General features: G+C 68.4%; 18 protein-coding genes and 1 pseudogene. 17 read left to right on the forward strand and 2 right to left on the reverse strand.

The genetic code is table 11. From position 1 onward, the window contains the following. Positions 1–124 precede the first annotated feature (124 nt). Complete coding sequence (locus tag AK36_RS09090) at positions 125–1,000, reverse strand: AraC family transcriptional regulator (protein WP_045578317.1); 876 nt, start codon at positions 998–1,000, stop codon at positions 125–127. A gap of 192 nt (positions 1,001–1,192) precedes the next feature. Between AK36_RS09090 and AK36_RS30860 the strand changes: the two genes are divergently transcribed. Further along, entirely contained in the window at positions 1,193–1,390 is a 198-nt protein-coding gene (locus AK36_RS30860; RefSeq protein WP_080938654.1) for a hypothetical protein, read from the forward strand. Positions 1,391–1,439: 49 nt separating this feature from the next. Here the strand turns inward: AK36_RS30860 and AK36_RS09095 are convergent, their stop codons facing one another. Next, the gene (locus AK36_RS09095; protein ID WP_011881237.1) at positions 1,440–2,402 is read right to left on the reverse strand and encodes a LysR family transcriptional regulator; all 963 of its coding nucleotides are present in this window, start codon (positions 2,400–2,402) and stop codon (positions 1,440–1,442) included. Positions 2,403–2,502: 100 nt separating this feature from the next. Between AK36_RS09095 and AK36_RS09100 the strand changes: the two genes are divergently transcribed. The 16 genes and pseudogenes from AK36_RS09100 (at position 2,503) to AK36_RS09170 (ending at position 21,295) form a co-directional block, all read left to right on the forward strand. Further along, on the forward strand, positions 2,503–3,861 hold the full coding sequence (locus tag AK36_RS09100; RefSeq protein WP_034193711.1) for an NAD(P)/FAD-dependent oxidoreductase: 1,359 nt from the start codon (positions 2,503–2,505) through the stop codon (positions 3,859–3,861). A 317-nt stretch (positions 3,862–4,178) separates the two neighbouring features. Continuing rightward, complete coding sequence (locus tag AK36_RS09105; RefSeq protein WP_011881235.1) at positions 4,179–4,613, forward strand: HAD family hydrolase; 435 nt, start codon at positions 4,179–4,181, stop codon at positions 4,611–4,613. A 276-nt stretch (positions 4,614–4,889) separates the two neighbouring features. Further along, a pseudogene (locus tag AK36_RS34235) lies at positions 4,890–5,062 on the forward strand (histidine-type phosphatase); the annotation flags it as partial. A 97-nt stretch (positions 5,063–5,159) separates the two neighbouring features. Continuing rightward, positions 5,160–5,450 carry a hypothetical protein gene (locus AK36_RS09110; RefSeq protein WP_011881233.1) on the forward strand — a complete coding sequence of 97 codons (291 nt, stop codon included), beginning with the start codon at positions 5,160–5,162 and terminating at the stop codon, positions 5,448–5,450. 445 nt (positions 5,451–5,895) lie between these two features. Beyond that, positions 5,896–7,542: an EAL domain-containing protein gene (locus tag AK36_RS09115; protein ID WP_080938630.1), complete on the forward strand. Its 1,647-nt coding sequence runs from the start codon at positions 5,896–5,898 to the stop codon at positions 7,540–7,542. A 211-nt stretch (positions 7,543–7,753) separates the two neighbouring features. Next, positions 7,754–9,346, forward strand: coding sequence for a PAS domain-containing hybrid sensor histidine kinase/response regulator (locus AK36_RS09120; RefSeq protein WP_034193713.1), 1,593 nt, complete (start codon positions 7,754–7,756; stop codon positions 9,344–9,346). A gap of 131 nt (positions 9,347–9,477) precedes the next feature. Next, on the forward strand, positions 9,478–11,844 hold the full coding sequence (locus AK36_RS09125; RefSeq protein WP_045578319.1) for a DNA polymerase II: 2,367 nt from the start codon (positions 9,478–9,480) through the stop codon (positions 11,842–11,844). Positions 11,845–12,322: 478 nt separating this feature from the next. Continuing rightward, positions 12,323–14,389 (forward strand): FUSC family protein, encoded by a 2,067-nt coding sequence (locus tag AK36_RS09130; RefSeq protein ID WP_045578320.1) that lies wholly within the window; start codon positions 12,323–12,325, stop codon positions 14,387–14,389. Continuing rightward, positions 14,386–14,610 (forward strand): DUF1656 domain-containing protein, encoded by a 225-nt coding sequence (locus AK36_RS09135; protein ID WP_011881228.1) that lies wholly within the window; start codon positions 14,386–14,388, stop codon positions 14,608–14,610. Before AK36_RS09130 ends, AK36_RS09135 begins: the two co-directional genes overlap by 4 nt. Positions 14,611–14,612: 2 nt before the next feature. Further along, entirely contained in the window at positions 14,613–15,512 is a 900-nt protein-coding gene (locus AK36_RS09140; protein WP_014724331.1) for an efflux RND transporter periplasmic adaptor subunit, read from the forward strand. Beyond that, the gene (locus AK36_RS09145; protein WP_045578321.1) at positions 15,506–16,918 is read left to right on the forward strand and encodes an efflux transporter outer membrane subunit; all 1,413 of its coding nucleotides are present in this window, start codon (positions 15,506–15,508) and stop codon (positions 16,916–16,918) included. Before AK36_RS09140 ends, AK36_RS09145 begins: the two co-directional genes overlap by 7 nt. Then, positions 16,915–17,952: a transcriptional regulator CynR gene (gene cynR, locus AK36_RS09150; protein ID WP_045578322.1), complete on the forward strand. Its 1,038-nt coding sequence runs from the start codon at positions 16,915–16,917 to the stop codon at positions 17,950–17,952. Before AK36_RS09145 ends, cynR begins: the two co-directional genes overlap by 4 nt. Positions 17,953–18,336: 384 nt before the next feature. Then, entirely contained in the window at positions 18,337–18,651 is a 315-nt protein-coding gene (locus AK36_RS09155; protein WP_034193718.1) for a hypothetical protein, read from the forward strand. 37 nt (positions 18,652–18,688) lie between these two features. After that, positions 18,689–19,651, forward strand: a complete 963-nt coding sequence (locus tag AK36_RS09160) for a LysR family transcriptional regulator (protein ID WP_014724326.1) — start codon at positions 18,689–18,691, stop codon at positions 19,649–19,651. A 90-nt stretch (positions 19,652–19,741) separates the two neighbouring features. Beyond that, positions 19,742–20,056, forward strand: a complete 315-nt coding sequence (locus AK36_RS09165) for a DUF4148 domain-containing protein (RefSeq protein ID WP_014724325.1) — start codon at positions 19,742–19,744, stop codon at positions 20,054–20,056. A gap of 135 nt (positions 20,057–20,191) precedes the next feature. Then, positions 20,192–21,295: a J domain-containing protein gene (locus tag AK36_RS09170; RefSeq protein ID WP_011881222.1), complete on the forward strand. Its 1,104-nt coding sequence runs from the start codon at positions 20,192–20,194 to the stop codon at positions 21,293–21,295. Positions 21,296–21,331 lie beyond the last annotated feature (36 nt).

Below are 21,331 nucleotides of genomic sequence, written 5' to 3' on the forward strand. Positions count from 1 at the left end.
ATGGTCGGGGCGCGCGCGGGTGGACGGCGTGAGCTGCGGCTCGGTGGATGTTATCGGAGGCGCGCTGTCAGGTTGGCGTTGCCATTCACGCTGCCCTTACCGCCATCAACCTCCTAAGCCCGCGTCAGCCCGCCCTTCCCCCCGCGCGCGCAATTTCGGTCGGCGTCGCGCCGAGCACGCGATTCATCCAGTTCGCCATGTGGCTCTGGTGCGCAAAGCCGGCCTCGAGCGCGATCTGGCTGATGCTGAGCCGTCCTTCGAGCAGCAGCGTCTTGGCCCGCTCGACGCGCCGCCGCACGACGTACTGATGCACCGGCATCCCGAGCGTCGCGCGAAACAGCACCTTGAAATGCGGCACGCTGATCGACACGAGCGCCGCGAGTTCGGCGAGCGTCATGCGGCGTTCGAGGTTCGCCTCGACGTAATCGATCACGCGCGACGCCGCCTTCGGCGTCAGCATGGGCGTGCGCTCGCGTAGCGCCGGACGGCTGTCGGCCAGCCGCGCGACGAGCGCCGTGCACAGGCTCTCCGCATAGAGCGGGTCTGATGCGTCCGCCGCGTCGAGTTCGGCGGCCAGCGCCCACGCGATGTGCTGCAGCCGCGGATCGCGCACCTGCAGCCGCCGGCGGATCTGGGCGTGCGCGGGCTTCAGTTCGAGTTGCTCGAACGTGCTCCGCACGAACGTGTCGCTCAGCGCAATGTACAGGACCCGGCAATCGGCGCTGTCGGTCCACCGGCCCGGCAGCCCTGCGGGGATCACGTCGACGTCGCCATGCGCCTGGATGCGCGACACGCGCTCGCCGTCGCATACGCAATCCGCGCGCACGGGCGAGCCGACGTGCACGCCGATGCGGTGATGCTCGGCGGCCGGAATCCGGTACGTGCCCGCGCGTATTTCCAGCAGCGATGCGCCGAAGCCGCACCATCCGAGCCCCCGGCTGGAGCGCAGCGTGATGGGCACGCCTTCGTCGGGCGGCGCGGCGAGAATCGGATCGCTCATGATTTCACTCCACCGAAGCGGATACAGATCGCGCATTGTGACGCCTTTTCGGCGCGCTTGCCGGGCCTGCGCGGTCACTTCGACGTCGCGTCGGAAAAGATCATCCGTTTCTGCTCGGGCCAATCCTTGCATGCGCGCCAATCGCAGCCGCGCCGCCTACGATGCGCGAATCCGACACCTACGGAGACCGAGATGCCCCGTTCATGCCCGCTGCATGCGGCGTTTGCCGCCACTTCATCGTCCCGCGCAGTGCGCCTGCGTGCGCGCGGCGCGTCGCGCGACCACAGCACGACCCTTGCCGAACGCTGCCTGCGCATGATCGGCTGGCACCGGCTCGAGCGACTGCTCGCGTCGATTCCCGACAGCAACGACGACTTCGGCATCGTCTGACGGCGGCGCCGCATGGCGCGGCCCGTATCGGGCCGCTTGCATCACCCGCTCACATCGCCTGCTTCCGCCGCCGATCGTGCGGCGCGACCGTCGCGCCGTCGATCACCGGCGCGCCCTGCTTGATCAGGAAATCGCGGAACAGCCCGGTCACCTGCGAGATGCGGCGATCGGCGAGCGTGACCACGTACCACTCACGCTCGATCGGGTTGCCGGGAAACGGCAATTGCCCGAGCAGCCCCGTGCGCAACTCGAGCGCGCATGCGTGCAGCGACAGGAACGCAATGCCGAGCCCGGCTTCGGCCATCTGCTTGATCGCCTCGTTGCTCGACAGTTCCGAGCCCACGTGGAACCGGTAGCCGGCCGTCTTGAACAGCGTCTCGACGGTCGAGCGCGTGCCCGCGCCGCGTTCACGCACGAGCAGGTGGGCGGATTCGAGATCCTTCAGCGTGACGCGCTTGCGCTGCATCAGCGGATGCGTCGGCGCGGCGACGAACACCATCGGATGCTTCGCGAATTCGACCGCGTGCGTGCGCAGCTCCTTCGGCGCGCTGCCCATCACCGCGAGATCGATTTCATGCGTGGCGAGCATGCGGATGATGTCGTCGCGGTTGCCGACCTTGAAATAGGTCTTCACGTGCGGACGCGTCGCGGTGAATTTGACGAGCAACGGCGGAATCAGATACTCGGCGGTCGTGATCGCGCCGATGCGCAGCGTGCCGCCGAGATCGCCCGTCAGCGCGGCCACCTCGTCGCCGGCCTCGCTCCACAGATGCAGGATCTCGCGCGCGTAGCGCGCGACGATTTCGCCGGCCGCGGTCAGCTGCACGCCGCGCCCCACCCGCTGCAGCAAAGCGGCGCCCACCGCCTCCTCGAGCAGCCGAACCTGCAGCGATACGGCGGGCTGCGTCAGGTTCAGCTCCTCGGCCGCGCGGGACACGCTACCGAGCCGCGCAATCATGTCGAGCGCCTTCAACTGCCGGAACGTTGCGGTCTTTCCTATAAGTGAATACATATGAGTCGCTTATAAACATTAAATTGTTTGCGCAGGTTCGAAACTATATCGTCGGTTCCTGAGGAATGTCATTCGAATCATCATCAAGCGGGAGCCCAACATGAACCACAACACGCACACCGTTGCAACGGACCGCGCACCACCCACGCCGCGCATCGTGATCGTCGGCGGCGGGGCCGGCGGCCTGCAGCTCGCGACGCGCCTCGGCGACACGGTCGGGCGCCGCGGGCAGGCCGAAGTCGTGCTCGTCGACCGCTACCCGACGCACTTCTGGAAGCCGCTGCTGCACGAAGCCGCATCCGGCCATCGCGATCCGGCCACGCACACGATCGAATACGTCGCGCAGGCGAAGCGCCACGGCTTCCGGTTCGTGCAGGGCGCGCTGCAGGCGCTCGACCGCGCGACGCGCACGGTGACGATCGCCGCCGTGCACGACGCCGACGGCACCGAGATCCTGCCGCAGCGCGAACTCGGCTACGACGACCTCGTGCTCGCCGTCGGCAGCGTGACGAACTTTTTCAACGTTCCGGGCGCGGCCCGCCACGCGCTGCCGCTCGAAAACCTCGACCAGGCGGAAGATTTTCGGCGCAAGTTCCTCGCCGCATGCACGCGGGCCAACCACGCGGCCGAGCAGCATCCGGCGCGGCGCGCGGCACCGGTCTGCATCAGCGTGATCGGCGCGGGCGCGACGGGCGTCGAACTGGCCGCGGCGCTGCGTCACGCGGTCCAGCAACTGACGACGTATCGCTTCAAGGCGCTGGTGTCCACGCGCGACGTGCACATCCGGCTGATCGAAGGCGGGGCGCGCATCCTGCCGGCGCTCGACGAGCGGCTGTCGGCGCGCATGCATGCGCAGTTGCGCACGCTGAGCGTCGACGTGCTGACGGATACGCGCGTCGCGCAAGTCGATGCCGACGCGGTCACGACCGCGACCGGCGAGCGGCTGGCGAGCGACATCACGATCTGGGCGGCCGGCGTGGCCGGCCCCGCGATCCTGCGGGAGCTCGGCGGTATCGCGCTCAACCGGTCGAACCAGGTGATCGTGACCGACACGCTGCAAACGCCCGACGATGCGCACGTGTATGCGTTCGGCGATTGCGCCGCGTGCCCGTCGGCCGATGCGCTGAGCGTGCTGCCGCCGCGCGCGCAGGTCGCGCACCAGCAGGCCGTGTACCTCGGCGACGCGTTCGCGCGGCGCCTCGCCGGCAAGCCGGTGGCGCGCTTCGCGTTCCGCGATGCGGGCACCGTGGTGTCGCTCGGCCACACCGGCGCCGTCTATCAGGCCGACTTCGGCGCGCGGCCGCGCTCGGTGATCGTCGACGGGCTCGCCGCGATCGGGCTGTACAAGTTCCTGTACCGCAAGCATCTGTTCAGCGTGTACGGACTGAAGCGCGCGCTGTTCCAGTCGCTCGGGCACTGGCTGCAACGCCGCAACCAGCCGTCGATCAAGCTGCACTGAGCGCGGCTTGCACGGTGCCGCAACACCGCGTATCGCGCGCACCACGCGATACGCGGCCCGCTGCGGCGCACGGCCGTGGTGCAGCGATCGGCTGCGCATGTTTGGTGCATCGGGCGAAGGCCGTCGCGCCGATGCCGAACCTGCGTGTCGTGCTGCATCGCGCACTTCCGCACCAGTCATGGCCCGCGATGCCATTCATTAGTCGAATCGTATGGGTCGGATATAAATATTAATTGGTCGCATATTCCGGATCGACGCTAAGGTGTCGAGCATTCCCGTCCGCGAACGGATCGTCACGTGTCAGGAGAGGAATCACCGTGGTCATTGAAGCCATCGTCACCCGTCTCGATGCTGCATTCGCGCAGATCGAAGCGACACCCGATTCGCACGAAGCACGCAACCAGCGCGACGCCATCATCCAGTGGCTCGACAGCGCATCCGAGCAAGGCTATCGGCTCGGCCTCGTCACGACGCTGCCGGCCGCCCGCCTCAGCGACATGTTCGAGGGGCAGTTCGGCCGCGCGACCCTCGACCGCTTCGCGGTCGTCGTGACCGACGCCGATCAGCAGGATGCCGCAGCGAACCGCCATCCGTTCGACGTCGCGCTGCAAGCGCTCGGCGTACCGCCCGAATGCGCGGTGGGCGTCGCCAGCAGCGAGCCGGAGCGCCGCGAAGCCGAGATCTTCGGCCTGTCGCGATGCATGCGCGTCACCGATACGATGCACGCGCTCGCATCGGCAAGCGTGCACTGAACCGCGCGCGTTCATACGGATACACTCGGCTGGTCGGGCGCGATGGCGCGCCATGCCGATCATCGTCTGACGACGCACTGGCATTCTTGCCGTCAAAGTCGGCTGCGACATTCGCCGGCTTGATCGATTTCTTCCCGAGGCGGGACGGTGCGTGCATCGTCTCGCTCGTCGCGCAACGGCGCCGGTTCACCGATACACAGAAGGTTGTGACACCAAGACGAAGATCGCTGCGGCGGTCGACGCGGTGAACGGGCGGCGTCATCGGAAAGGCTGAACGTCCGCGACGCGGAGCCTGTCACGTACCGGATGACAAAGCGGCTGCATGACGATTTCTTCAACGTGGTCGATGCAATCGCACGCGGCGGCCCGATACGCGCCGCAACGCTGCGCTCCCATTCGCATCCGTCATGGGCCTGAAGAACGCTTTCATGGCAACGCCGCACGCGCGGCTACGGTCCAACGCGGAACCGCATGCGAACAGCCAGCGGCCGCGCCGAAACTCCGCCGACACCGCGAGGTCGAACGAGCATCGTCGGAGAAAGTGACATGAACCACACCGCCCCGCTCGCCATCCTGCTCGTGCTCGTTGCCGCCAGTTCGCCCGCATACGCCGACGCGAGCGCCAACATCCCCACCGCGCAGGTTCCGCCGCAGCAGAAGAACTGCGTGCCGTCCTCCAGCGTGCGTCAGCCTTCGAATCGGCCGCCGATCCGCGTATGCGTCGGCGATTCCGACACGCAGCTGAACCTGCCGTGGTTCGTCACCGACGTGCTCACCGCCGTGGACACGCGTCAATCGCCTCGCGCCCTGTTGCACCGGATGCGCGACGATTTCTGAATCCCGGCGCGCCGGACGCTTCGGCCTACAGCGCGCCATAACGCGGCGTTCCCGGATTGGCCGCGGTATCACCCAGATAACCGACGTTCATACGAGATAGGCGGCTGATGGCAACGTATACGCCGTCCCACGAATATTTACGATCACACGTTAATCTACGACACAGCATTCAATTAACAAACTACGATCAACAATTGAGGGATCCATCGTATACTTGCCGCACACCGTCCTCGTGCCAAGAGAAGGTGGGTTCCGCCCGGCCGCATTCGATGCGGCCGGGTTTTTTTACGCGCCATCAATATATATGCATAATCGATGTATGTTATGGAGAGCCGCGTCGAACCCGTGTCCCCGCATCGTTATCGCTTCGCGTGTGTCGCGAGCGTAGAATCGACTGACGTCCCGCTACCGGCGCGGACCGCCGCGCTCCGGCCAGGCACGGCGAATGCTTCGCGCCCATTCATCGACCGGTTCGACGAGCATGCCCATACGGACAACAACGAGCGCGACCCGACGAACGTCCGCGTCCACGCCGGGCGCGAAGCCGGTATTCCATCGCGCCGACGCCGCGCAGCACATCGTGTTGCCGATTGCCCTCCTCGCCTGCATCGTCGTGCTCGTCCTCGCGCTCGTCATGGCCGACCGCATGGCGCGCGACTCGGTCACGCGCCACGAGCGCACGGTCGCGACCGATATCGCGATCTCGATCGACCATATCCTCGACGGCGTGCGCTCACGGCATCCCGGCGAACTCGATGCGCTGATCGGCCGGCCGTGCGCCAGCGTGTCCAGAACGCTTGCCGAAGCGGCCACGCGGCTGCGCTACCTCCGTGCGGTCGGACTGGTCAACGGCGGCCGCGTCACCTGCTCGTCCGCGCTCGGCCCGGTCGATGTTCCGCTCGACGTTTACACGCGCACGCCGGCGTCGGCCGGCACGACGCTCGCGCTGCTGGAGCAGACGCCGTTTCAGCGCGGCGTGCCGGTGCTCGCGGTCGTGCGGGCGGCAACGCCGGGCTCGGGCGTGCTGTACCTGATCGAAGGCGACTATGTGGCCGACATGCTCGCGTACGGCGCGCGCTTCGGCGCGGCGACGGCCACGCTGTCGGTCGCGGGCTGGGGCGGCCTCGATCAGCGCGGCCGCTTCATGCCGCCGCACCCGGCGGCCGCGCCGGCGGGCAGCGCGATCACGTCGAGCGCGTGGCCGTTCACGGTGTCGGTCGCGGCGTCGCAACCGTACGTCTCGCAGGTGTATCGGCGCTATCGGCTCGTCTGCCTGACGATCGCGCTGCTCGTGAACGGTCTCGTCGCGGCCGCGTACCTGCTGGCGATGGCGCCGCGCCGGCTGCTGCTGAAGGCGGTCCGCCACGCGCTCAAGCGCGGCGAGCTTCACGTCGTCTACCAGCCGATCGTCGACGTCGAGACGCGCCGAACGGTCGGCGTCGAGGCGCTGCTGCGCTGGCAGCATCCCAAATGGGGGGCCATCGGTCCGGCGGCATTCGTCCCCGAGGTCGAGTCGAGCTCGATCCTGCCGAAGATCACCGAATTCGTGCTGCGCACGGCCGTGTCGGAACTGGCCGACCTGGCGCCGTCGACGCCGCTGCGCATCGCGATCAACATCGCGCCGCAGGACCTCGAACGGCCGCGCTTCGTCGCCCTCGTCGCCGAGGCGATTCGCCGGCTGCCGCCGGGATGCACGCTGGTGCTCGAAGTCACCGAGCGCGTCCTGCTCGAGAAGAATGCACGCACGACGGAGATGTTCGCCGCGCTGCGCGCGACGGGCGCGAAGTTCGCGATCGACGATTTCGGCACGCATCACAGCAATCTCGACCTGCTGTCGCGCTTTCCGTTCGACTACGTGAAGATCGATCGCCAGTTCATCTCGCAGCTGACGACCGGCAACGCCAGGCTGATCGAGGGCATCGCGGCGCTGGCGCGCCATTACGACGTGACCGTCATCGCCGAGGGCGTGGAGACGGAGGAGCAGCATCGCGCGCTACGCGCCGTCGGCGTGCAATATGCGCAGGGCTTTCTGTATCACCGGCCGCAAGGCCCGGAGAATTTGAAGCGCGATTTCGCGGCGATGCCGGCCTGAGCGCGCCGCGTCGCGCGCCCGCGTGCGGGCGCCGTCGCGAGGCGGCGCCGACGGGCCGCGGTGCTGGCGCTGGTGCTGGTGCAAACGCCCACGGGAGCATCAACGCCAACGCCGAAGCGAGCACCAATCCCCATCGCGGCCCAGCCAGCGACGAACCCACCGCACCGCGACCGAGCACGCGGCGCGATCGCCACGCAGAACGAGTATCCCGATGACGCCAGACCATCCGCCGCCCATCCCTTCGAACCGCGAGCCGGTCGCGCACGATCAGCCGCTGCTCCACCGCTACGCGGAGTTCCGGTTCCAGACGGTCGTCTCGTCGATCACCGACTATGCGGTGTTCATGCTCGACACGCACGGCAACGTCGCCACGTGGAACGCGGGCGCGGAGCGCATCAAGGGCTACCGCGAGGACGAGATCGTCGGCCGCCATTTCTCGCGCTTCTATCCGCCCGACGCGATCGCCGCCGGCCGCCCGGCTCAGGCGCTCGAAACCGCGGTCGCGTCCGGGCACTTCCAGGACGAAAGCTGGCGCGTCCGCAAGGACGGTTCGCGCTTCTGGGCCAGCGTGACGATCACGGCCGTGCGCGACGAGTCGAACACACTACGCGGCTTCATCAAGATCACGCGCGACATGACCGAGCGCAAGCGCGTCGAGGAACTGGAAACGGCCACGCGGCGGCTCGACGTGTTCATCGCGACACTCGCGCACGAGTTGCGCAACCAGCTCGCACCGCTGCAGCACACGATCGGCATCCTTCACAGCCTGCCGGCGGCCGGGCTCGGCCCCGCGCTCACGCAATGCAAGGACATCGCCGAGCGGCAGATCGGCCAGCTCGTGCGGCTCGTCGACGATCTGCTCGACATCGGCCGCATCAAGACCGACAAGGTGGATCTGCAGCAAGCGCCACTGAACGTGCGCGACATCGTCTATCGCAGCGTGCAGAGCATCCAGCCGAAGGTCGATGCACGCGGACAGCGCATCGTCGTGCGCCTGCCACCCGCGCCGGTGATCGTGCGCGGCGACGACGTGCGGCTCGTGCAGGTGCTGTACAACCTGCTCGACAACGCATCGAAGTATTCGCCGAACGGCGAGCACATCGAAGTCCACGTGCGCACCGAGGCGAGCGTGGTCGCGATCGACGTCGTCGATCGCGGGATCGGCATCGTCCCCGGCGCGCAGGAGTCGATCTTCGAACTGTTCGAACAGGACAGCAGCGCGGGCCGCCTTGCGGCCGGCGGGCTCGGTCTCGGCCTCGCGATCTGCCGCAAATTCGTCGGCCTGCACGGCGGCAGCATCACCGCCGACAGCGCCGGCATCGGCAAGGGTTCGTCGTTTACCGTGCGGCTGCCGCTCGCGCAGCCGGCCGAACGCGTCGAGCCGGCGCGCGTCGCACCGGCACCGCTCACGACGCGCCCGCTGCGCATCCTGGTCGTCGACGACAATCGCGAAGCGGCCGACACCCTCGCCGTCCTGCTGCAAACCAAGGGCCACACGGCGCGCGTCGCCTACCACGCGCGCGATGCGGTGCCGCTCGCGCGCGACTTCGCACCGCAGCTGATGCTGATCGACCTGAGCATGCCCGACGTCAACGGCTTCGAGCTGCTGCGTGAACTGAACGCGACACGCATCGCGCCCGATGCATTCCGTGTCGCGCTGTCGGGGCACGTGCGCTCGTGCGATCGCAAGGAAACCGCTGACGCCGGCTTCGACGACCATTTCGCGAAGCCGATTCCGATCGACGCGCTCGATGCATTGCTCGCGCGCGTCGACACCGCTGCGCAGCGCCACGGCGAAGGTTGAGCACGCTGCTCGATGCGGCACGCGCAACGCGCGGCCCGCCCGCGCCGCCTGACGCCATCGACGCACGCGCGGCGGCCGGCACGCGCAAGCGCTAAAATTCGCCGCCTGGGCATCCACGACGAGCGAGCGTTTTGACGGAGTTCGAGCAGGGTTTCATCCTCACCCGCCACTGGCGGGACACCGCGTCCGGCATCGAGATCGAGTTCTGGCTGGCAACCGAACACGGTCCGCGCCGGGTGCGGTTGCGCCCGCAGGAAGCCGTCGCGTTCGTGCCGGCGCAGCAGCAGGCGCTCGCCGAGCGCGCGCTGGCCGGCGAGCGCGATGCCGAATGGCGTCCGCTCGCGCTGCGCGACTTTCGTCAGCGCCCGGTGGCCGGCCTCTACTGCCGTCGCTACCGCCATCTGAGCGCACTGCAGAAGCGCCTCGCGTCGGCCGGCGTCGACGTGTACGAAGCCGACGTGCAGCCGCCCGACCGCTACACGATGGAGCGCTTCATCACCGCGCCCGTGCTGTTTCGCGGCGCCGTCGCCGCCGACGGCACGCTGACCGACGGCGAACTGAAACCGGCGGCCGATTACCGGCCGACGCTGCGCTGCGTGTCGCTCGACATCGAGACGAGCGTGAACGGCGAGCTGTATTCGATCGCGCTCGAAGGCTGCGGACAGCGACAGGTCTACATGCTCGGGCCGCCGAACGGCGACGCGCGGGCCATCGACTTTCGCCTCGACTACTGCGACAGCCGCGCCGAGCTTCTCGCGCGGCTCAACGACTGGTTCGCCGAGCACGATCCCGATGCGGTGATCGGCTGGAACCTCGTGCAATTCGACCTGCGCATCCTGCACGCGCACGCGCAGCAGTACGGCGTCGCGCTGAAACTCGGGCGCGGCGGCAGCCCGCTGGAATGGCGCGCGCACGGCCAGCAGCCCGATCACTTCTTCGCGGGCGCGGCCGGGCGCCTGATCCTCGACGGCATCGACATGCTGAAATCGGCGACGTGGACGTTTCCGTCGTTCAGCCTTGAATACGTGTCGCAGGCGCTGCTCGGCGAAGGCAAGTCGATCGACAACCCATATCAGCGGATGGACGAGATCCAGCGCCGCTTCGACCACGACAAGCCGGCGCTCGCGCACTACAACCTGAAGGACTGCGAGCTCGTCACGCGAATCTTCGCGAAGGCCGACCTGCTGTCGTTCGCGCTCGAGCGCGCGACCGTCACGGGCCTCGCGGCCGACCGCACGGGCGGCTCGGTCGCGGCGTTCACGCATCTGTACCTGCCGCGCATGCACCGGCTCGGCTACGTCGCGCCGAACCTCGGCGACGTGACCGGCCAGAACAGTCCCGGCGGCTTCGTGATGGATTCGCGACCCGGCCTGTACGACTCGGTGCTCGTGTTCGACTACAAGAGCCTCTATCCGTCGATCATCCGCACGTTCCTGATCGATCCGGCCGGCCTGATCGAAGGGCTCGCGCATCCGGACGATGCGGCATCGGTGCCCGGCTTTCTCGGCGCGCGCTTCTCGCGCACCGCGCATTGCCTGCCCGACATCGTGCGACGCGTGTCGGAAGGCCGCGACGAAGCGAAACGCCGGCGCAACGCGCCGCTGTCGCAGGCGCTGAAGATCATCATGAATTCGTTCTACGGCGTGCTCGGCTCGACCGGCTGCCGCTTCTTCGATCCGCGGCTCGCGTCGTCGATCACGATGCGCGGCCACGAGATCATGCATCGCACGCGCGAGCTGATCGAGGCACAGGGCTACGAGGTGATCTACGGCGACACCGATTCGACGTTCGTGTGGCTCGGCCGCGCACACGACGACGACGCGGCGGCCACCACCGGCCGCGCGCTCGTCGCGCAAGTGAACAGTTGGTGGCGCACGCATCTGCGCGAACGCTACGGGCTCGACAGCGCGCTCGAGCTGCAATACGAGCGGCACTACCACCGCTTCCTGATGCCGACCGTGCGCGGTGCGGAGGAAGGCAGCAAGAAGCGCTACGCGGGCCTCGCGCGCGCGGCGGACGGCGGCGACGATCTCGTCTTCAAGGGGCTCGAAACGGTGCGCACCGACTGGACGCCGCTCGCGCAGACGTTCCAGCGCGAACTGTACCGGCGCGTGTTCAAGCGCGAGCCGTACCAGGATTTCATCCGCGACTACGTCAGGCGCACGCTCGCCGGCGAATACGATGCGCAGCTGATCTATCGAAAGCGGCTGCGCCGGCCGTTGAGCGAATATCAGCGCAACGTGCCGCCGCACGTGCGCGCCGCGCGGATCGCCGACGAATTCAACCAGGCGCGCGGGCGTCCGCTGCAGTACCAGCGCGGCGGGTGGATCAGCTACGTGATGACGACCGCCGGCCCGGAGCCGCTCGAAACGATGCGCTCGCCGATCGACTACGCGTTCTACGTGAGCCGCCAGCTGCAGCCGGTCGCCGATGCGATCCTGCCGTTCCTGCGCGACGATTTCGAACGCGTGATCTCCGGCCAGGGGCAATTGTTCTGACGTCGCGCGGCTGCGCGAGCGGCCGTTCCTTCATACGGTTGCGCGTGCAACCGCCTCGCCTGTATCCGCCGTGTGCCGATCGGCATTCCGACGGCCGCGTGCATCGAGCGATAAGTAAAACCGATCGACCCGGTCGGAAATCCGACTTGGACGGCGCGCACGCCGCAGCGCACAATTTCGTCCATCGCAATCGAATGAAACCCTGATCCTTCGCAATGCGTTTTCGTGGCGCCCGCGCTGAACGACCGCGTATCGCCACACGCTTGAATAACAAGGAAAAGGCGCGCTCGCCGTGCTTGAAATGCCTCCAACGAACCATCCCTGCGTGCGCCGCCGCGTTCGCGCACGCTCCGTTTCCGTCCGCCGCGACGCATGCAGCCCACCGGTGCCGCACGACATGACGTGCAGCACGCCGCCTCCGGCGCCGTAACGCGCCCGCAGCAAACACTACTCCCCCGTCTCGCCCGAGGAAACCGACGTGTCGCAAGCCACCGTCGCGCCGCTACGGCCGCGCGACCCCTTCTCCATCGATCCGAGAAAGCTGCTGTTCTCGGTCACCACCTTCGTCGCGGCCGCGCTCGTGCTGCTGATCTCGTTCGCCGTCAGCTTTCCGCGCCCGTGGTGGGCGCTGCTCACGGTATACGTGACCGCACAGCCGATGGCCGGCACGTTCCGACCGAAGACCATCTATCGCGTGGCCGGCATCGCGACCGGCGCGATCGTCACCGTTGCGGTCGCACCCAATCTGCAGAACTCGCCGGCGCTGCTGGTGCTGTGCCTCGCGCTGTGGATCGGCTTCTGCATCTATCTCGCGGTGCTCGATCGTACGCCGCGCGCGTTCCTGTTCCAAATGGCGGCGTTCAGCTCGGCCGTGATCTGCTTTCCGTATCTCGACGATCCGACCAACATCTTCATTACCGCCGCGTCGCGCGTCGAGGAAATGTCGGTCGCGATCCTGTGCGTGACGATCGCGCACCGCGTCGTGAAGCCCGCGAACAACCGGCCGGTAATTCACGAACGCGCGCTGTCGTTTCTCGGCGATGCATGCCGCTGGACCGCCGAGGCGTTCGGCACCCGCCACGCGCGCCTCGAACACGCGCATCGCCGCAAGCTCGCCGCCGATGTGACGGAGCTCGGCATCATCGCGACGGCGCTGCCGTTCGATCAGCGCTTCGCGCTCGCGACGCGCGACACCGTCACCGCATTGCAGCACCGCCTTGCCGCGCTGCTGTCGATCGCGTCGGCCGCGGCGAACCGGCTCGACCAGCTGCGCGCGCTGAACGCGGTCGATGCGGACACCGCCACGCTCGTCGACGCGGTGATCGCCGACCTGCACGCGTCACAGGAGGTCGGCGACGCGCTCGACGCCGGCCTCGCCGCGCGCTGCCGCGCCCTTGCCGCCGAGCGGCTGCACGATTCGACGTGGACGTCGCTGCTCGCCGCAAGCCTGTTCGACCGCACCGCCGATTTCATTGACACGCTGCACGCGGCGCGCACGCTGGTGCGCAGCTTCGCCGCAAGCGACGCCGAGCTCGCGCGCCACCTGACGCCCGCGGACGCCACGCGCCGCTTCGCGCTCGCGCGCGATCACGGGCTCGCGCTGCTCGCCGGCGCGGCGACGGCCACCGCGATCGTCATCTACTGCGCGGTGTGGATTCTCCTCGCCTGGCCGAACGGGTCCGCGACCGCCGCCTTCGCCGCGCTCGTCACCTGCTCGTTCGCGGCGCAGGACGATCCGGCGCCGATGATCGGCCGCTACCTCGTGTCGACGCTCGTCACGTTTCCGCTCGCCGCGCTGTACCTGTTCGTGATCCTGCCGCGGGTCGACGGCGCCGGGATGCTGATCCTGACGCTCGCGCCGGCGCTCGTCTGGATGGGCTACATCCAGGCCGATCCCGCACGCACCGCGCGCGCGCTTCCGATGTTCTCCTGCTTCATCGTCGCCATGGGCTTTCTCGATCGTTTCCAGGCCGACTTCGCGCTGTTCCTCAACACGGGGCTCGCGCAGGTCGGCGGCATCGCCACGACGCTGGTCGTGAGCAAACTGTTCCGCTCGGCCAGCACGCGCTGGACCGCATACCGGATCGTGCGCCAGAACTGGGCCGATCTCGCGCAGATGGCCGACCCGCGCCGGCCGCTCGATGCGGCCACGTGGACGGCGCGCGCGATCGACCGGCTCGGTCAGGTCGCAACACGCATGGCGTTCGCCGATCCGGACGACGCGTTGCACGCGGTCGACGGGCTGAGCGACCTGCGCATCGGCCGCAACATCATCCAGGCGCGCGAGGGGCTCGATCGAGGCGACGCGAATACGCGCCCGGCAATCGAGGCCGCGCTCGCGCAGGTGTCGAACCTGTATCGCGCGCGCGCCGACGCCCGCCATCCGATTGCAGCCGACGCAACGCTGATGCGCGCGCTGAATCGCGCGATCGCGGCCGTCGCGCGCGACCCCGCCGGCCGCGACGACGCCACGCTGCTCGCGCTGGTCGGCATGCGCTGCAACCTGTTTCCGCATGTTCAACTCGTCGAAGGAACGACGCGATGATCGAAGAGATCCACATTTTCGGCATCTACATGCCATCCGCGCTCGCCTGGGCCGTCGTCGCGCTCGGCGTCACGTTCATGCTGCGCGGGATGCTGGTGCGGCTGCGCCTGCACCTGCTGCTGTGGCAGCCCGCACTGCTCGAACTGGCCGCCTTCTTCGCGCTGTGGTGGGGTATCGCCCGCATTGCCGACGCCTGTCTCCCGCATCGACTCCTCTCCTGAACATGAAGCGAATCATTCCGCTGCTGCGTACCGTGCTGACGGCCGCCATCCTCGCCGGCATCGTCGCCGCGATCTACGGACTATGGGTGCGTTACCAGATCGAGCCGCTCACGCGCGACGGCAAGGTGCGCGCCGACGTGGTGCCGATCGCGCCCGACGTGAGCGGCCTCGTCACCGACGTGCGCGTGCACGACAACCAGAAAGTGACGAAGGGCCAGGTGCTGCTGGTGATCGATCCGTCCCGCTACCGGATCGCGCTCGAACAGGCCGATGCGAACCTCGCGAGCGAGCAGGCCGAACTCGACGAGGCGATCCGCGAAGACCGCCGCAATCGCGCGATGCCCGACGTGGTGGCCGAGGAGTCGGCGCAACAGGGCGCGACGCGCGTCGAGAAGCTGCGCGCGGCGCTCGCGCAGGCGCATTCCGCGCGCGACCTCGCGGCGCTGAACCTCGAACGGACGCTCGTGCGCGCACCGGTCGACGGCACCGTGACCAACGTCGGGCTGCTGCCCGGCGTGTACCTGAGCGCCGGCAAGGGCGCGATGGCGTTGGTCAACGACACGTCGCTGCGCGTGGAAGGCTACTTCGAGGAAACCAAGCTGCCCGCGATTCACGTCGGCGATCCGGCCAGCATCTATCTGATGGGCGTCGCGAGCGAGATTCGCGGCCACGTGCAGAGCGTCGCGGGCGGCGTCGAGGACCGCGAGCGCGCGGGAGGCGACGCGCAGCTCGCGAACGTGAACCCGGCGTTCACGTGGGTGCGGCTCGCGCAGCGCATCCCGGTGCGCATCGCGATCGATTCGGTGCCGCCCGGCGTGCGGCTCGTGCCGGGGCAGACCGCGTCGGTCGAGATTCACGCACGCGCCGGCGACGTCACGGTGCGCCGGAGCCTGCCATGGTGAGCGTGCGCAAAGCGTGGATCGCCGCGCTCGGCCTCGCGCTCGCCGCCTGCGCGGAGGTCGGCCCGGACTATCGCGTGCCGCCTGCCGCGCTCGCGAACGCGCCGGCCGCCAGCGGCGCGTTCGTTGCGGGTGCAACGGCCGCGTCGAATGCGCCGTTGCCCGCTCGCTGGTGGCGGCTGTACGACGATCCGGCGCTCGACGCGCTGATCGAGCGGGCGCTCGCGAGCAACGTCGATCTGCGCGCCGCGCAGGCGAACCTCGAGCGCAGCAGCGCGCTGCTCGCGGCGGCGCGCACGGCGCGCGAGCCGAGCGCGGGCTTCGACGCGTCGACGAACTACACGCAGCAATCCGCCGCAGCGGTGCTGTCGCACGTTGAGCCGCCGCGGCACGAGATCTACAACATCGGCTTCACGATGAGCTACGACCTCGATCTGTTCGGCGGCATCCGGCGCGGAATCGAGGCGGCGTCCGCCGACCACGAGGCCGTCGCCACCGCGCGCGATCTGGTGCGCGTGAACGTCGCCGCCGAAGTCGCGCGCGCGTATTCGGACCTGTGCAATGCCGGAAACCGGATCGACGTGCTGCAGCGGGCGATCGCGCTGCAGCAGCAGCGCCTCGCGTTGACGCGCCAGTTGATCGCTAACGGCCGCGCGCCGAGCTTCGAAGCGCAGCGCGACAGCGGTGCGATCGACGACAGCCGCGCGGCGCTCGCGCCGCTGCAGGCGCGCCGGCTGAATGCGGCGTTCCGGCTCGCGACGCTGATGGGCGAGCCGCCGGAGAACTACGATCGCGCGCTGCTGTCGTGCCGCAAGCCGCTCGAACTGGCCGCGCCGATTCCGTCCGGCGACGGCCGCGCGCTGCTCGCGCGCCGTCCGGACGTGCGCGCGGCCGAGCGCCGGCTTGCCGCGTCGACCGCACGCATCGGCGTCGAAACCGCGGCGCTGTATCCGGACATCAAGCTCGGCGCGAGCATCGGCTCGACCGGCGGCGCGGCCGCGTTCCTCACGCCGTTGACGAACCGCTTCGCGGTCGGGCCGATGGTGACCTGGGATCTGCATCGCAGCGCGATCCGCGACCGCATCGACGCGGCCCGCGCCGACAGCCGCGCGAGCCTCGCGCATTTCGATGCGACGGTGCTCACGGCGTTGCGCGAAACGGAGACGTCGCTGAACACGTACGCTGCCGCGCTCGAACGCCTGCAACGTCTGCAAGCGGCGCGCGACGCCGCGCGCGACGTGATGGAGCGTACCGACGAACTGCGCCATGGCGGCCGGGTCGGCGGCCTCGTCGCGCTCGATGCGCGGCGCACGTGGCTCGCGGCCGAAACGGCCGTCGCCGCGGCACGGCAGCAGGTGAACGACGACCAGATCGCGACCTTCCTCGCGCTCGGAGGCGGCTGGCAATGAGCACCGTCGACGATCCGATGCTCGCGCGGCCGGCGCATAATGGCGGGATGCCCGCCCCACGCGACTCGCGAATCAATCCGCGCAAGATGAAGTTCACACAACGCAGCCCGCTGCTTCGCAACATCAGTTATTTGCTGGCGATCGACGAGCATCGCAATTTCACGCGCGCCGCCGAAGCGCTGAGCGTGTCGCAGTCGGCGCTGTCGCAGAAGGTGCGCCAGCTCGAGGACGAGCTCGGCGCGCAACTGTTCGATCGCAGCGGCCGCGTGGTACAGCTCACCGACTTCGGCAGCGTGTACCTCGAATACGTGCGCCGCGCGCACAACGATCTGGTCACCGCGCAACGCGCGCTGCACGACGTGCACGACCTGTCGCGCGGGCAACTACGGATCGGCTTCACGCCGACCTTCACCGAATACCTCGTCGCGCCGGTGATCGAGCAGTTCCACGAACGCTATCCGGGCATCGTGATCGAGATCACCGAGATGTCGCTCGATGCGGTCGAGACCGCCCTCGGCGACGACCAGGTCGATCTCGCGTTCGGCTTCGTCGATGTGCGCTCCGACGAAATCGAGGCCGAAGCGCTGTTTCCCGAACAGCTGATGCTGGTGGTCGGCCGCACGCATGCGCTGACCGCGCAACGCGAGCCCGTCACGCCGACGCAGCTCGCCGATACGCCGCTCGCACTGCTGACGACGAGCTTCGTGTCGCGCTTCTACGTCGACAGCTATTTCCAGTCGTACGACATGCAGCCCGACGTCGCATTGCAGGCCAATTCGATCAGCGCCGTGCTGAAGATCGTGAGCCGCGGCAAGATCGCGACGATCCTGCCCGGCACGATCGAGTTCGAGCATCGCGATCTGCAATACGTGCCGCTCGACCCGCCGTTCCCGGTGCGCACCGTCGCACTGCTGCGCCGCAAGGGCGCGTATCGCACGGTCGCGTCGACGGCATTCGCGGAGCTGGTGCGCGAGATGCTCGACCATGGCAGCCTGTCGTCGCTGCGTACGCTGACGGCGCGCGAGCAGGGCTGACGGCGGCGGCGCCGCAATCTCCACCGCAATCTCCAGATCGATCGTCCGCCGCATCACGGATGCGGTGGTCGTGCCATGCGTCGCCGTTTCGTTGCGCATGCATCGATCAACGATCGATCCGCCTTATCGACCGCATCGGAAATACGCCTTGGACACGCTCAGGGTTTTCCATCATTCTCCCCTCATCGATTCGATGTGAATCGGTCGCGCCGAATAGCGGCGTCGACGGGCCCGGCGCCCATGTCGCACGATCCTTCCGTAGCACGCCGACACACTCGACAAGAAGAATCTGACACGCTCCCGGCCATCGACGGCCTGCGTCGGCGATGCCCACGTCCCGAATCGAACGCGTGTGAAACCCGTTTGGTCTAATTGGAGTCCTGAATGTCCCGGTCCGCTTCCCTTTCCGTTCTCGCCACCTTCATCGCGCTTTGCGGCATCACGGTCACCGCACCCGCGTCCGCGCAACAGCAACCGGCGGCGCCCGCCTCGCAGCAGCAATCGAGCAGCATCGCCTCTGTCGTAGCGGTCGCCGCCGCGCATGCAGGCGATGACGCATGCGCACACGGCGCCACCGCAACGAAGGCCGTCGCCGCACCGGTGCGCGTCGCCCCGACCCGCACGCCCGATGCACCGAATGCACCTGAGGCCGGCTGCATCGGCCCGGCGAGCTTCTGCAACGTCTACTTCGGCAGCTGATCCGCCGCCGCCACCGCCCCTTCCAACAGGAATCGTCGTGAATCATCTGTTCAGTGCGATGCGGGTCTTTCTCAAGGTTGCCGACACGCATCACTTCTCCCATGCCGCTCACCAGTTGAACCTGTCGCCGTCGCTCGTGACGCGCTACGTCGGCGATCTCGAATCGCACCTCGGCGTGAAGCTGTTGCAACGCTCGACGCGCAAGACGGTGCTCACCGAAGTCGGCGTCCGCTATGCGCAAGGCTGCCGCTCGCTGCTCGCCGACCTGTCCGAGATCGAGTCGCGCGCGACGCAGGAATCGAGCCGGATCGGCGGCGATCTGAACGTCGTCGTGCTGCACAGCTTGATGTCGCCGGAGCTGGCCGCGCTGTTTGCCGAGTACCAGTCGCGCCATCCCGAGGTGTCGCTGCACATCACGCTGACCGAGTCGGAAGTCGATCTGCTCGGCGGTGGCTTCGACTGCGGGATCGTCGCCGATACGATGATCTCGTCGCTCTCGGTCGTGTCGCGCGCGCTGGCCCATGCGCCGCTCGTCGCGGTCGCATCGCCCGGCTACCTGCTCGCCATGACCGCGCCGCAGCAGCCCGCCGACCTCGCCGCGCACCGGATCGTCGGCGTCGCGACAGGCGCGAAGACGTGCCGGTGGGTTGCCCCGGACGGCACCGTGGACGCGCTCCACGTCGAGCCGCGCGTCACAGTGAACAGCGCGCTGATGCAGCGTCAGCTCGCGCTTGCGGGCGGCGGTATCGCGCTGCTGCCCGAATTCGCGGTGGCGAGCGATCTGCGCAGCGGCGCGCTGAAACGCGTGCTCGCCGATTACCGGCTCGTCAGCGACGGCGTCGCCGTGTCGCTCGTGTATCCCGGCCGCGAGTTCCTGCCGGGCAAGGTGCGCGCGTTCGTCGATCTCGCCGCCGAGCGCTTCAGGCTGCCGTCGGTCAGCATGCTGCGCGCGGTGGCGGCGCGACCGGACATGACCGTGGCGACGGCCGCCGCCGCGTGACGTGCGTTGCGTTCCACGCGTATCGATTCGTTTCGTCGCTGCGGCCCGCCGCGTGCGCGACGAACCGCAGCGAAACCCTCCGAGGAAATCATGAAATCCATCATCGTCACCTTCGCGACGCTCTGCGCGGCCGCGACCGTCCTGCTCGCCGCACCGCGCGCATCGTATGCGCAGTCGCCGCTCACCCGTGCACAGGTTCGCCAGGAATTGCTCGACCTCGAATCGGTCGGCTACGATCCATCCGCCGGCGACGCCGACAACTACCCGGAAGGCATCGTCGCCGCGCAGGTGCGCCTCGAGGAGAAGCGCGCCGCCGAACGCCGCAGCGGCGAAGCGGCCTACGGCTCGGGCGGCGCACCGCGCACGTCGTCGGGCGCAGCGGCCGTCGCGGCAGCGAACCGATGAGATGTGGGGTGCCGATGCGCAGTGCGCGCGTGAAGATCGACGCATGCGCGGGCACACCGCCGCACAGCGGCCTCTCGCGTCCAGCTAAAATACCGGCCTGCCGCGCGTCCCGCCGCGGCCGGAGGACCCCACATCATGACCGCACGCCGCGGTGCCGCGATTGCGATCGCGCCCGGTCACGAGACAGCCCGCCTGTCCGACGCCCAGAAGACCTTCAACACGCTCGTCGAGCGCATCGACAAGCGGCGCGAGCGCCTCGCGGCGTGGGACGCCGTCACGCCGGCGTTCCAGAAGAAGTTCGTGGACGCGCTGCTGCCGCTCGAACGCGAATCGACGGCGCTGCGCACGCGGCTGATTCATCTGCTCGACGACGCGTTCCTGCGTAGCGGACTCAGCAAGGCCGAGCAGCGCACGCTGTCCGACCTGATCGCGGACATGGCCCGCGACGTGCTCGACGCCGCCGACGACGCGGCGCTGCAGCGCGTCTACGATCGCCATCATGCAAGCGGGCCGGCCGGCAGCGCAGCGGCCGATCCGCAGCCCGCGCCCGGCGCCGACGCGGCAGACGATCTCGATGCCCTGTCACCCGACGAACTGGCGCAACGGCTCCAAGCCGAGCTCGACGCGCAGTTCGAGCGCGACATGGCCGCGCACGCGGCACGCGAGGCGCAGCGCGCGAAGCGCAGGAAGACGCCGAAGCAGACAGCCGCGCAGGCGCGCGCCGAAGCGGAGCAGGCCGAATCGAGCAAGTCGATCCGCGAGATCTACCGCAAGCTGGCCAGCGCGCTGCATCCCGATCGCGCCACCGATCCGCACGACCAGGAACGCAAGACCGCGCTGATGCAGCGGGTCAACCACGCCTATGCGAAGCGCAACCTGCTGCAGCTGCTGGAGCTTCAGCTTGAGATCGAACAGATCGACCGGCATGCAATCGCCGGCCTCGGCGAAGCGCGGCTGACGCGCTACAACGGCATCCTCGACGAGCAGCTGCGCGAGCTCGACCGCGAGATCGAACACGTGGAGAACGATTTCCGCCGAACCTACGGCATCGCGCCGTCCGTGAAGATCGCGCCCGACACCGTGGTGCGCCTGCTCGCGCGTGACATCGCCGGCATGCAGCGCAGCATTCAGGACCTGACCGTCACGCTGCGCGAGTTCGAGGATCCGGACAACGTCCGGCGCTGGCTGAAGGAGATGAAGCGCCGCCCCGCATCGGCGCGCTTCGACGAAGACCGTTAGCAAGCGGCGTGCACATCACTGCGGCACGTCACTGCG

It is taken from the genome of Burkholderia vietnamiensis LMG 10929, from assembly GCF_000959445.1.
Classification (GTDB): domain Bacteria; phylum Pseudomonadota; class Gammaproteobacteria; order Burkholderiales; family Burkholderiaceae; genus Burkholderia; species Burkholderia vietnamiensis.